We start from the raw sequence: 12,561 nt of genomic DNA on the forward strand, positions 1-12,561 counted from the left end.
TTGCTTTTTCTATTGGTGGAGATAAGAGATGAAAAAAGGAATTGTTTTATTGGCAATCGTCGTTGTTTTGGCGGCAGCTGCGGGTTTTATGTTTTATTCTTTTAAAGATAAAAGCAGTGAGAGTGCGGCCGATGTTTCCGTGAGCACCGAGAACAATGAGAAGCTTCTGGTTTCGATTACCGATACCGATCTTCTGACGAAGTATTATGAAAATGATAAGGTGATCCATGAGGAGAAGCTGACCAGCTATCCGGCGTTTGCCTTGGATCAAGAGCAGCAGGCGCTCTATTATACAAGCAATAACGATCAAAATGAGATGAGGCTTTTTAAGCTTGATCTTAAGTCTGATAAGAAAACTATGCTTTATAAAGGTCCGGAAAGCGCGGACAGCTTGTTTTTATCAAAGGATCGCTCAAAAATTTATTTCCGTTTAGGAAAAGCGGACGAAAGCAATTTCCGTATCGCATCCTTTGATTTGAAAACGAAGAAGTACAAAAACCTGTATCCAGCCGCTAATGACCAGGATGACAGCGTCAGCAGCTTCTTTTATAACCAAAAAACAGATTCATTTGCTTTGCTTCATTATTCTGTAGAAGAAGACTACAAAAAAACGGATGAAGCCAATGAGAAGGGAATCGATCCTGAGCCGACAAAGATTCATTTTTCGGCCGGTCATGAAAGCGGTCTTCATGAGCTTAAGAGCCTGGAGCAGTTTATCAGTGATATTGCTGTTTCTGATGACGATAAACGGATTTTGTTTACGTCATATACACAAAAAGGCACGGAGCAAACGGCTTCTATTCAAATCCTGAATGCAGACACAAAAACCTATGAAAAAATCATTTCAAATCAGAAAACATATAAGCTGTTAATTGACGCGCAGCCGCAGTTCTCCAAGGACGGAAAGAAAATTTATTTCCTTGCCGAAGCCAAAGGAGCTAAAAAGCTGAAGGACGAAACAGGGCGTGAAGCCAAGGTTCGGACAATTTATTCTTATGACCTTGACACGAAGACGTTCAAAAAAGCATGGGAAAATCCGAATGGCATCATCAATAGTTTTTCTGTCATCAACTGAAAAAATCACTCAGCAAATGCTGAGTGATTTTTTTAATGGACGAGGTGCAGGGCAAATGATCCGAGCCATTTAAAGAAACGAATAATTGGTATTGACCAATTCATAAGTTCCGCACATAAGTTTATAGCCAAGTTCAACTTTTTGTCAGAAGTTCGTTTCTCCAGGTCAGCCTGCTGTTGGTTTTTGATCACATCATCACCCCTCATATCCATATTATACCATGATCAAAAGTGAAAAAGCCCGAAACGTTTACAGTTTTGGGCTTCATTATCTTGGCCTCTCGTCAAACCGGGAGGCCTTGCTATTGGATATAAGATTTGCTTCTCTGATCGAGGATTGTTCGCTGATAGAGACTGCTTTTTGAAAAAAGGGAAGAGCTAACTTGTTTTCGTTTGGCTGTTGTTTTGGAGATTCACTAATGAACGAATGCCTTCGACCATTTTACTTCCGCACAAAGGGCACAATGGCGTGTCACTGCTGGCGAAGTTTTTTCTGGTCCAGCCGTTGCAGTCTTCTTTTGTGCATTCCCAAGTACTCACATCTTCCTTTGGCAGCGGTTCTTGATTTCGTTTATTATAGTAAGACATAAAGTCACTTCTTCCCTCATGTATTTTACTGCACATTCTTATTGTCTCATACTTTGCCCTAATCTCCTAATTCCTTTTTCTTTATGACTTTCCAATCCGCTCATCTAAAAAGGACAGGAGCGTTCTGTTGAAAGCATCCGGTTCTTCTAAAAACGGACAATGGCTGCTCTTAGAAAATGTAACGAGCTTTGAGTTTGGAATATGTTCACACAGGTGTTCTCCGGCTTCTATTGAGAAAAATTTGCGGTCTTCTCCGAAGCATAACAATGTCGGCACATGAACGTTTTGAATGGATTCGCGATAATCAGCTGCCGTTTGATTAAATAAAATCGTGCTTGAAATGGCTGCCGGCTGTTTCAACATTTCGGCAAGCATCCATTCTGTTTCTGTTGATGCAGGCGGCTCTGCGAACATATTATTGATGAAGCTTTTGTAGAATGGAAGCGGGTCAGTTTGAATAGCGTGCATCGCTGTTTTCAAGCCGTCAAAGTCAAACGGGCCGTGTCCCCAGCCGTCCCATTGGTAGTCGGAAGCCGATTGATCGACGATAACAGCGGCTCGAATGTTATCATTCCCAAATTGATTGATATAATCCCATACCACGAAAGCGCCCATTGACCAGCCGACAAGGACGGCAGGATCAAGCTCCATCGCACACATAAATTCCTTAATATCACGGGCGTATTGGGAAATGGTGTGTCCATGAAGAACTTTGTCGGATTCGCCGTGCCCTCTAAGATCGAGACGAATACATTGATAATTGGCAGATAGCGCTGAAAGTTGTTTGTGGAAAAATTGTCCGCTCATAAGCACGCCGTGTATAAATAGGATCGGTGTCCCGCTGCCGTGAGTTTCGTAGTATAGTCGGGTCTGATCTTCTAATGTGATGTATGGCATGTTTTCTCCTCCTTTAGTTTCCGTCATGCGAATGAATGGCTGATGAACTGATGATCACAGCTGTCGCGGCTGCTTGCTGTGCTTGGATGGCTGTTTCAATGGCTGTGTACAGCCCTGATTCCATCAGCAGATTTTTCTCCATATACTCGCTGAGATATAAGCTGACAGCAATTTTGAAATTCATATCCTTTTCCCATTTAAATGCTTTTTCTTGGTTCAGCTCATGCGCAATGCCCAAAACGGTTTTGATATCCGGCTCTTCCAAGAATGTGAGGAGGGAGAGATCGGGATAATGAAAATCTTTTGGCTTTTTATGAGATTCAGTAATGGATTGAAAGATATGTTTGCATTGGGATACAAGGATTTCAGGGTCTTTTTCACTTTGCAGAGCAAGAATATGGCTGACGTGTTGTAAGTATTGGCCTTTTTTAAAGCCGTTAGCGGACAGCAGCTGGTAACATGATTCTGCCTTGTTCAGCGCCTGCAACCCTTTTCCGTTTTGGGCAAGCAATACGGCAAGCGGAACATTTTGAGTTGAAGTGAGAAAATAGTGATTTTTCTTCATCTGCTGATAAACAGAGAGCCCCATGTTCATCTGTTCTCTTTGGTTTATTGTTTCGGTCTTGCCGGTGAGCAAGATCAGAGCGGAAATGTACGTGAAAATATCCCGTTTATAACCAAGCCTCACCATTTGGTTGTATACATCGATAAACGTAAGAAACGCTTGTTCCGCCTCATGCTGAAAATGAATATCCAGAATTGATGCGACAGTAAATCGGTGGTGAGAATTGAGTGTTGAAAAGCTGCCGATGTTTGATTTTATATAGCTGCTCAAATTATAAAAGCGCTGAAAATCAAAATCTCTTTTATTTACAATATATGCAGAGGAGATGAGCATTAATATCTGATTATGAGCAACTTTCCATCTTAATTTTGATTTTAATTCGTCATAAATTGAAATGTATTGAGTTGTTTTATTTTTGAGATCGTTTGTCAGCATAGTAAGCAGCTCCTTTTTTCGCTGTTTCTAAGTTATACGATTTATGGAAGAAAAAGTTTCATAGATAAAAAAACCTGCCTGCAGCAGGCAAGTTTTTTGGGCCTTATTTATGGGGGTCAATCACATCCATCGGTCTCATCATGTCATAGTCTTCATGCTCAAGAATGTGGCAATGCCATACGTACCGCCCAGTGTATGGCCCGAATGTTACGGCGATTCTCAGGACTTCACCGGCGTGGGACTGAACCGTGTCTTTCCAGCCTTTTTCACTTGGTGGCGGCGGAACGGCGGGTCCGGTGTAGAACAGTTCTCCGCGCTCTTCAAAACGGGCTGTATCAAATGGGCGCCGGTCCAATACACGGAAGGAGACCAAATGAAGATGGATGGGATGTGTTCCGCGTGTCGGATTGATGATCGACCATACTTCGGTAGAACCGACTTTCGGTGCTTCAGTGACAGGATCGTGCCAGCGTTTGTTGTTAAGAAGAAGGACAGGTCTGCCGTATTGATCTTGAGTTCCTGCCAGCTTCAATGTTCGGAGGTTTTGTATTCTTTCGTGCTGCACTGAAGGGTAAGACGCCAGGTATTTTGGCTTTCTGCTTTCGTCTTTTTGGGCTAACGGTTTTGTGACCCTGAATTGCATGATGTTTGCGTCTGTTTCCGGATTAACGTCGCCTCCGCAGCCCTCGCTGTTTGCTAAAATGATCGATTGTCCTTCATACGCGGCGAAGTCAATGAGAATATCAAAGCGCTCAGCCGGCGCGATACTGAAAGAGTTTAGCTTGACGGAGCGCGGCAAAAGTCCGCCGTCAGAACCGATCTGGATAAATTCTCCGCCATTATCAAGTGACAGGTTATATGTTCTCGTATTAGAGGCATTGATGACGCGGAAGCGGTATTTTCTCGGTTCGACCTCCATGTATGGCCATGCCTTCCCGTTGACGAGAATTGTATCTCCGCAAAAGGCTGGAACGATTGACGGATTAGGCAGTGATGGTGAAGGGTTTTCCGGTCCGCTCGGATAAAATAAAGAGCCATCTTCATTAATCGTACGGTCCGTGATTAAAAGCGGCACATCGTATTCACCTGATGGAAGCTTTAGGCGTTTTTCCTTTGGATCATGAATGATATAAGCGCCGATGAGCCCGGCATACACATTCAGCCTCGTCAGTGCCATGGCATGATCGTGATACCACAAAATAGCTCCGCGCTGCTGATTTGGATAATGATAAACCTCACGTTTAAAATAAGGTCCTGTTTGTTCAAAGTCTTTAGAAAACCACGCCTCCGGATAACCGTCACTATCATCTGGAGTGACGCCACCGTGTAAATGAACGACGGTTTTTACCTCGGGTTCGGCATGCTGGCTGTCACTGTGATGAATGGTGTGATCAATCGGTAGGAAATGCTCTGAAGGAAGGTTATTCATCCATTTCACATAAACGTTTTCATTTCTGTTGGCTTCAATGGTAGGGCCGGGAAATAAACCATTATAGCCCCACAGGCGGGTTGGAGGGAGATCGCGGTGAAGCTGATGGTAACATTCCTCCATGGTTACTTCGTAGTATGTGCTATCTTTTGACTGCTGTACCGGCTTTAGTGTATCTGGGATTGGGAGAGCATCCGCAAATTTTTCAAGTGTCATTTTCATCTGTCCTTATTTAAATTTTCCTAATTGGTACTATAGTTAATGACACTATGGACGTGAAGGTGACAAAAAAATCCTGCCGTTAAGGCAGGATATCGGGCTGCTGCTGAGTAACCTGTTTGGCTGATGCTTTTTCAGACACCTTGCGTTTTCTGAACACTAGATAAGAAAGCAACACGATGCCTGTGATAAAGCCTGTCAGCAGCAGTTCATCTCTCATCGATTCAATAAATGCCATGGATACTAAAATACCGCAGATGGCAATAATGGTCACGTAGGTTAAGAACGGGAAGAACCACATCTTGATCTTCAATGCTTCCGGGTTTGTTTTTTCGAGACTTTTTCGCATTCTCAGCTGGGAAACAGCGATGACAAGATAGACGAGCAGGGCGATTGCGCCTGATGAGTTAACTAAGAATAAAAAGACGGTGTCAGGTGAGAAGTAGTTCATTACGACCGCAATATACGAGAAAAATGTTCCGGCAACAATTGCTTGTACGGGAACTCCTTTTTTGCTCAGTTTCATAAAGCGGCGCGGCGCTTCGTTTCTTTCTGCAAGTGAATACAGCATTCTGGATGTGGTGTACAAACCTGAATTCAGGCAAGAAAGTACAGCTGTGAGGACGATAAAGTTCATAATCTGCGCGGCTGCCGGCACTCCAATATGCTCAAGAACAGCGACGAAAGGGCTTTCTAAAATATTAGCTGAGTTCCAAGGCAGAAGTGCAACGACAACGGCGATTGAACCAACGTAAAAGACAATGATGCGCCACACAACGGATCGGGTCGCTTTTGTTACGGATTGAACCGGGTTTGATGTTTCACCGGCAGCAATCGCAACAATCTCCGTTCCCATAAAGGAGAAGATTACGACAACAATTCCGAGCAATACAGAGCCTATGCCTTCAGGGAAAAATCCGCCTTGGCCCGTAATATTTGCGAAACCGACTGGATCACTGCCTGGGGCGAAGCCAAAAATAAATGCAAAACCAACGATTAAGAATGCGATGATTGTAACAACTTTAATGAGGGAGAACCAATATTCAAACTCACCAAACGATTTAACAGAGTAGATGTTTGTCAGAGTGAGTAAAATCGTCAAAATTAGGCTCGTCATCCACAGCGGAATATCGTGGAACCAGTATTGGATAATGCCGGCTCCCGCGATTGCTTCAATAGCGATGACAATAACCCAGAAAAACCAATAGAGCCAGCCGATTGCAAATCCGGCCCACGGTCCGATAGCGTCATGAGCGTATTGGGAAAATGATCCGCTTGTCGGGTTTACGGCCGACATTTCACCAAGCATCCGCATGATAAAGATGACCAGTAATCCGGCTAATGCATAGGAGACAATGGCACCGGGCCCGGTCGAGTGAATTACTGAACCGCTGCCAACAAATAGTCCGGCTCCGATGACGCCGGCGATAGAAATCATCGTCATATGTCGGGTCTTTAATTCTTTTTTTAATCCTGATTGAGACTGGTTCATATGTTACCTCCTTGAAGAATAGAGTTGTTACTGAATATTATGATAATTGAAACTGTAACATAAATATACATTTTGTCGAAAATTTATGTCAGAAAATATAACAGTTTATTTCAAATTTGTTGGGTTTTGTTTGCTGTTTTTGGAGTGCGTATGTTCGAAATAAAAGAAAAAATTTTCCGTCAATTATTCGTTTTTTCGATTTGTTATATTTTTGAAAAAGTGTTGATTGGCTAGAAGTATTGGCATGATTGGGTTTGAAACACTTTTTATAAATGAAAATTTGTTGCATTAAGTAAAAAGAGTTCTACCGTCACTATTTTTCTGTGGTGAGTGAATCATGTTTCTATAGACCCACTGCTGTTCAGCTTTGTATCATAATGATAGGAAAACGTGAGCGGAAAGGAGGTTTTTTTATGGAGAGATATGATGAATTGAAAAAGGGAGAATCCGGGGCGCTGGTCAGTATTGCCGCGTATCTTGTGCTGTCCGCGATTAAGCTGATCATCGGTTATGTATTCCACTCGGAAGCTCTTACGGCAGACGGGTTAAATAACACAACCGACATTATTGCTTCTGTTGCTGTGCTGATCGGTCTCCGCATCTCTCAAAAGCCTCCTGATGAAGATCATCCTTACGGTCACTTTCGGGCGGAAACAATTGCATCCCTTATCGCATCGTTTATTATGATGGTTGTCGGCCTGCAAGTGCTTTTCAGCGCCGGTGAATCTATTTTTTCTGTGAAAGAAGAGACACCGGACATCATTGCGGCTTGGACGGCTGCAGGCGGGGCAGTCATGATGCTGATTGTCTATCAGTACAACAAAAGGCTTGCTAAAAAGGTGAACAGCCAAGCGCTGCTTGCGGCAGCTGCTGATAATAAGTCGGACGCGTTTGTCAGTGTCGGCACGTTTATCGGTATTTTGGCCGCGCAATTCCATCTGGCATGGATTGATACAGTGACAGCGTTTGTCATTGGCCTTCTCATTTGCAAAACGGCATGGGATATTTTCAAAGAATCATCGCATTCATTGACGGATGGCTTTGACGTAAAGGACATGTCCGATTATAAACAGACGATTGAAAAAATCTCCGGTGTCAGCCGTTTAAAAGACATCAAGGCGAGATATTTGGGCAGCTCTGTTCACGTAGATGTGGTGGTTGAAGTGTCCTCAGAGTTAAATATTACAGAGAGCCATGATATCGCGAATGAAATTGAGCGGAGAATGAAGGAGGAGCATGCGATTGATTATTCGCATGTTCATATGGAGCCTTTGGAAAACAAATAACTGGTAAGGAGCTTCCTGTCATGGGAAGCTTTTTTTGTTTGAATGGCCTGTATGTATTGGTAACAATTTGCTAGAATCGTTTTTTTATACAGGTCGTTTTTTGTGGTAAAGTTAGGTTACTATATGATGAATTTTGTAGATGACTAGGAGGAAGAGAATGTCATACCAAGAAGACCTGCATCCTTTGCTGGGGAAAGCAGTTGAACATATCGATAAAGTAATGGTTGGAAAACGAGACATCGCAAAACTCAGCTTAGCAGCTATTCTTGCCAAAGGACATGTGCTGCTTGAAGATGTGCCGGGCGTAGGGAAAACGATGATGGTTCGCGCTCTGGCGAAATCAATCGGCGCAGATTTTAAACGAATTCAATTCACACCGGATTTGCTGCCCTCCGATGTAACGGGTGTTTCTATCTATAATGCGAAATCAATGGAGTTCGAATACCGGCCGGGCCCGATTATGGGGAATATCGTGCTGGCTGACGAAATCAACCGAACATCTCCTAAGACACAGTCTGCCTTGCTTGAAGCGATGGAAGAGGGAAGCGTCACGGTTGATGGCAATACAATGCCGCTTGCCGCCCCGTTTTTTGTCATGGCAACACAAAATCCAGTGGAATATGAAGGGACATATCCTTTGCCGGAAGCCCAGCTTGACCGTTTTTTATTTAAACTTCGCATGGGCTATCCGTCCTTTGAAGAGGAATTCGATGTCTTATCTCTTCAGGAAAAAAGACATCCGATTGATACACTTGAGCCTGTGATTTCAAAAGAAGAATTCATTCGCCTGCAAAGAGAAGTGCAGGATGTCCGTGCTGATGACAGCATGAAGGAATATATTGTTGAAATCGTGCAGAAGACGAGACAGCATGCTTCAGTTCACTTAGGCGTCAGTCCGCGCGGATCCATTGGACTTATGAAAGCGGCCCAGGCCTTTGCGCTGCTTCATGGCCGCGATTATGTCATTCCGGATGATATTCAATATCTAGCTCCTTATACGCTGCCGCACCGGATGCTTCTGCAGCCGGAAGCAAAATTCGAAGGGGTTCAGGCAGAAACAATCGTACGGGAGATCATGTCAAACGTGAAAGTTCCGGTTCAAAGGTCGTCGGTCCGCCGATGAAAAAGACATTTCAATGGTTGATGTACGGGTGGAAACTGCTCGCATTAACGTTATTGACGGGTGCTGTTTTCTCTTATGCAATGTTTCAGGGCGGCTTTGTCAGCTGGTTTTTGTTTTATGCATTTCTCCCTTTTGTTGTATACGCCGGGCTGCTGGCGATGTACCCTCTCCGCTCTTTTCAGGTGTCGCGGCATATCGTCAAAACGCAATTGCATGCGGGAGACAGGCTTGAAGCTTCGATTACGCTTAAAAGAAAACTGCCGTTTCCCCTGATGTATATGGTGATTGAAGATTGTCTGCCGTCAGGGTTAGAGCCATTAAACGGAGATGAAGCTTTGGCCAAACAGCTGGTGTTTCCGTGGTTCAAACGGAGCATCACGATGTCATATCAAATAGCGCCAGTACCGCGTGGAGAACATCATTTTCATGCAATCAGGGTGCGGGCCGGGGATGTTCTCGGCCTGATTGAAAAAACGGCGTTTTATGGAGCTGATGATGCGGTGTTTGTTTATCCGTCCTTTCAGTCTCTTCAGTATCAGCTGAATGAGCGTTATCAGGAAGATGGCGTAAGCGGGGCATCGCCTGTTCATCAGCACCAGTCTTCAGTCGCAGCGAGTGTAAGGAACTATCAGCCGGGAGACCGTTTTGCGGCGTTAGACTGGAAGACTTCGGCAAGAAGGAGCCAGCTGATGACGAAGGAATTTGAACCGTCAAAAAGCAAAAACCTGTTTCTTCTGATGGACCGTTTTAGCTCTGACGGATTCGAAGAGGTTGTTTCCGTGACAGCTTCAATTCTTCATTCTGTTTTAAAAAATAACGCAGGAGCAGGTCTGGCTTCAATCGGTAAGGAAAGGTCCACTTTTCCGATTCAGGAGGGTGAGCAGCATTTTAAACACATGCTGCATCATTTAGCCGTTTGCGATTGTAATGCTGCTGACCGCGTAAGCCGCTATGCACGTGAGGAGCTTGGGAAACCGTCTGTTCGCCAGGCTGATAAAGTGATTGTCACGGGACAGATCACTGAGGATTTGATGAGAATGCCAGAAGCAGGGATCGGCCCGGTTACCATTATACTCGCAAAAGAGAAAGACGCCGATCTTTCTCAGGGTGAGTATATGATGATCGAACGCTTGCTGAAACACCAAATCAGAGTTCAAATCATGAGAGGCGGGCGAGCTTCGCGTGTTGTTTAGAAAGAGAGGTGACGGTGTACATGCCGCTTGATGATCAGAAGGGAAACCGTTTGAGCTTGCTGTTATTTTATTTTCTGGCTTTTTTATTGCTGTGGGAGTGGCTCAGGCCGCTGGATCATTTTACTGACACGAAGCATACAGGCTTTTTTATTGTCTTTATCGGCTTGACGTTTCTGCTGACTTTTTTCAGGATGAGGTGGTTTGTCACCGTTCCTTTTTGTGTCTTATTTACGTTCATTTCGATACACATATTGTTTTACGAAGGGTCTATTTTTGACTTGAGCTGGATCAGCTCTTTTTTACAGGACGTCTATTTGAATATCACATTTATTCAGACAGGACAATGGAATGATATGATTCCTTCTTTTCGGACCCTGCTGTTTTTTGTGCTGCTGTGGCTGCTGGTCTACCTCCTCCATTACTGGGTGATTTACCAGAGGAGAATCTTATTTTTCTTTATGATGACAGTGGCATATATTACGATTCTTGATACATTTACGCCTTATGACGCTTCCTACGCCGTTATCCGTATCGTGCTGATTGGTTTCTTTATGATGGGCCTTCTGTATTTGGAACGCATTAAGCTGATGGAACGAATAACACTACCGAAAGCGTCTGTTCTGAAATGGTTTCTCCCCCTGTCTGTGCTGATTTTGGCCGCGGTGGGATTTGGGCTTGCCGCGCCGAAATCAGATCCGAAGTGGCCGGATCCCGTTCCTTTTCTCAAAAAAGTCACCAATCAAGACCGGGTGCCGGCAGGAGAAAGTAAAATCGGATACGGGAATCACGATGAATCGCTTGGCGGTCCGTTTCAGCAGGACGATACCCCTGTTTTTACGTGGCAGGGAAAAGAGCGCACATATTTCCGGGTGGAAACGAAGGATACGTATACGGGAAAAGGCTGGATTGAAACAGATACAGGCATGTCGTATCAGCTTAGCGGCGGCAATGTGGAAAATCTGTGGTTTGATCATAAGGTTTCCACAGAGCGAAACACTGTACGTGTAAAGGTCGATGAGCATTATGGATATAACCATGTAATGTATCCGATTGGTGCGCAAAATATTAAGCCTAAGCAGGCCGTCTCACTTGAAATGAACGGGAACACTGAACAAATAACTCCGATCAGTGAGCAGAGCGGTGATATTCGGAACATGGGCAGTTATACAGTGACGTACAATTCCCCGGTCTATAAACAGGATGAGCTGAAAAAAGTGAAAGTAAGACAAAACAGTGAGGAGTACACATTCAGCGACCGCTATATGCAACTGCCTGATACACTTCCTGAGCGGGTGAAAAACCTTGCGATAAAGCTGACTGAGGGCCAGGATAATATGTTTGATAAGGTGAAAGCTATTGAGGACTATTTAGGATCCAATGAGTTCACCTATGAAACAGAAAACGTGACCGTCCCTAAAGATGACGAAGATTATGTGGATCAATTTCTGTTTGAAACAAAGGTAGGCTATTGTGACAACTTTTCGTCCTCGATGGTGGTGCTCCTGCGTTCAGCTGGCATTCCGGCACGCTGGGTAAAGGGATATACGTCAGGTGAATATAAAGAAGCGGGGAACAAAAAAGGCAGCATCTATGAAGTGACAAATAACAACGCCCATTCTTGGGTAGAAGTGTATTTTCCAGAGCAGGGCTGGGTCACTTTTGAGCCGACAAAAGGATTCACAAATCCGGCTGAGTTTGCTTCCTCTGATAAAAAGGATTCCGGCAGCGAGAGCAGCAATCCGCCTGAGAAAGCTAAAGAGGACCAGAAAGAAGAGAGAATACAGCCGGAGAAAGAGGAAAAACAAAAGGAAAAACGTGAGCCTGCCGTTTCTAAAAAAACGCCGTCTGCGCATGCAAGTGTTAGTACAGGCTGGTATGTCGCCATTGCTGCGGTACTTTTGGCAGCGGTGTTGCTGTATGTATTCCGTTCGTTATGGCTGCCTGTTTTCACAGTGAGAAAATTGAAGCGCCGCAGTGATCAGCATGTGTTTTTTGAGGCATACGGCGCGCTTCTGAAACAGATGAAAAGAAGAGGCCTGCCCAAACGTGACAGCGAAACGCTACGGGAATATGCAAAACGAATTGACGAAACATATCATTCTGAAGACATGTTAAAGCTGACAGCAAACTATGAGCGGGCGCTGTACAGAAATGATGATGCGGCAAAGCTTTGGAATGATTCCAGAGAGTTATGGGAAAATTTAATTAAAAGAAGATGGTCTTGACCGCTTATCGACGTGTTGTTAGAATTAGTGAATAT

Annotated in this window: 11 protein-coding genes; 5 read left to right on the top strand and 6 right to left on the bottom strand. The window is 44.2% G+C overall.

Features of this window, described 5'->3' with window-relative positions; all coding sequences use genetic code 11:
- The first annotated feature begins 28 nt into the window (after window positions 1-28).
- Complete coding sequence (locus NSU16_RS03400; RefSeq protein WP_339192078.1) at window positions 29-1,075, top strand: hypothetical protein; 1,047 nt, start codon at window positions 29-31, stop codon at window positions 1,073-1,075.
- Between the two features lie 32 nt (window positions 1,076-1,107).
- Here the strand turns inward: NSU16_RS03400 and NSU16_RS03405 are convergent, their stop codons facing one another.
- From NSU16_RS03405 to gabP, 6 genes are all read right to left on the bottom strand, one after another.
- Window positions 1,108-1,266, bottom strand: coding sequence for a hypothetical protein (locus tag NSU16_RS03405; RefSeq protein WP_010333226.1), 159 nt, complete (start codon window positions 1,264-1,266; stop codon window positions 1,108-1,110).
- Window positions 1,267-1,452: 186 nt separating this feature from the next.
- Complete coding sequence (locus tag NSU16_RS03410) at window positions 1,453-1,662, bottom strand: cold-shock protein (protein WP_010333227.1); 210 nt, start codon at window positions 1,660-1,662, stop codon at window positions 1,453-1,455.
- 81 nt (window positions 1,663-1,743) lie between these two features.
- The gene (locus NSU16_RS03415; RefSeq protein ID WP_010333228.1) at window positions 1,744-2,559 is read right to left on the bottom strand and encodes an alpha/beta hydrolase; all 816 of its coding nucleotides are present in this window, start codon (window positions 2,557-2,559) and stop codon (window positions 1,744-1,746) included.
- A gap of 13 nt (window positions 2,560-2,572) precedes the next feature.
- Complete coding sequence (locus NSU16_RS03420; protein ID WP_326227787.1) at window positions 2,573-3,559, bottom strand: DUF4003 domain-containing protein; 987 nt, start codon at window positions 3,557-3,559, stop codon at window positions 2,573-2,575.
- Between the two features lie 103 nt (window positions 3,560-3,662).
- The gene (gene cotA, locus NSU16_RS03425; protein ID WP_339192079.1) at window positions 3,663-5,204 is read right to left on the bottom strand and encodes an outer spore coat copper-dependent laccase CotA; all 1,542 of its coding nucleotides are present in this window, start codon (window positions 5,202-5,204) and stop codon (window positions 3,663-3,665) included.
- Between the two features lie 85 nt (window positions 5,205-5,289).
- Complete coding sequence (gene gabP, locus NSU16_RS03430) at window positions 5,290-6,699, bottom strand: GABA permease (protein ID WP_010333231.1); 1,410 nt, start codon at window positions 6,697-6,699, stop codon at window positions 5,290-5,292.
- A gap of 413 nt (window positions 6,700-7,112) precedes the next feature.
- Here gabP and mneS point away from each other — a divergent pair, with 413 nt between their 5' ends.
- From mneS to NSU16_RS03450, 4 genes are all read left to right on the top strand, one after another.
- Window positions 7,113-7,985 (top strand): manganese transporter MneS, encoded by an 873-nt coding sequence (gene mneS, locus NSU16_RS03435; RefSeq protein WP_010333232.1) that lies wholly within the window; start codon window positions 7,113-7,115, stop codon window positions 7,983-7,985.
- Window positions 7,986-8,142: 157 nt separating this feature from the next.
- Complete coding sequence (locus tag NSU16_RS03440; protein ID WP_268505779.1) at window positions 8,143-9,108, top strand: MoxR family ATPase; 966 nt, start codon at window positions 8,143-8,145, stop codon at window positions 9,106-9,108.
- Window positions 9,105-10,301: a DUF58 domain-containing protein gene (locus NSU16_RS03445; protein ID WP_339192080.1), complete on the top strand. Its 1,197-nt coding sequence runs from the start codon at window positions 9,105-9,107 to the stop codon at window positions 10,299-10,301. Before NSU16_RS03440 ends, NSU16_RS03445 begins: the two co-directional genes overlap by 4 nt.
- Before the next feature lie 20 nt (window positions 10,302-10,321).
- Entirely contained in the window at window positions 10,322-12,526 is a 2,205-nt protein-coding gene (locus NSU16_RS03450) for a DUF4129 domain-containing transglutaminase family protein (RefSeq protein ID WP_339192639.1), read from the top strand.
- Window positions 12,527-12,561: the final 35 nt, after the last annotated feature.

The organism is Bacillus sp. FSL K6-1003 (assembly GCF_037964945.1).
Classification (GTDB): domain Bacteria; phylum Bacillota; class Bacilli; order Bacillales; family Bacillaceae; genus Bacillus; species Bacillus mojavensis.

Excerpts from the sequence above, each read along its gene's own strand:
- NSU16_RS03400 (WP_339192078.1), top strand. The coding sequence starts at position 29 with ATGAAAAAAGGAATTGTTTTATTGGCAATCGTCGTTGTTTTGGCGGCA.
- NSU16_RS03410 (WP_010333227.1), bottom strand. The coding sequence starts at position 1,662 with ATGTCTTACTATAATAAACGAAATCAAGAACCGCTGCCAAAGGAAGAT.
- NSU16_RS03415 (WP_010333228.1), bottom strand. The coding sequence starts at position 2,559 with ATGCCATACATCACATTAGAAGATCAGACCCGACTATACTACGAAACT.
- NSU16_RS03420 (WP_326227787.1), bottom strand. The coding sequence starts at position 3,559 with ATGCTGACAAACGATCTCAAAAATAAAACAACTCAATACATTTCAATT.
- cotA (WP_339192079.1), bottom strand. The coding sequence starts at position 5,204 with ATGACACTTGAAAAATTTGCGGATGCTCTCCCAATCCCAGATACACTA.
- gabP (WP_010333231.1), bottom strand. The coding sequence starts at position 6,699 with ATGAACCAGTCTCAATCAGGATTAAAAAAAGAATTAAAGACCCGACAT.
- mneS (WP_010333232.1), top strand. The coding sequence starts at position 7,113 with ATGGAGAGATATGATGAATTGAAAAAGGGAGAATCCGGGGCGCTGGTC.
- NSU16_RS03440 (WP_268505779.1), top strand. The coding sequence starts at position 8,143 with ATGTCATACCAAGAAGACCTGCATCCTTTGCTGGGGAAAGCAGTTGAA.
- NSU16_RS03445 (WP_339192080.1), top strand. The coding sequence starts at position 9,105 with ATGAAAAAGACATTTCAATGGTTGATGTACGGGTGGAAACTGCTCGCA.
- NSU16_RS03450 (WP_339192639.1), top strand. The coding sequence starts at position 10,322 with ATGCCGCTTGATGATCAGAAGGGAAACCGTTTGAGCTTGCTGTTATTT.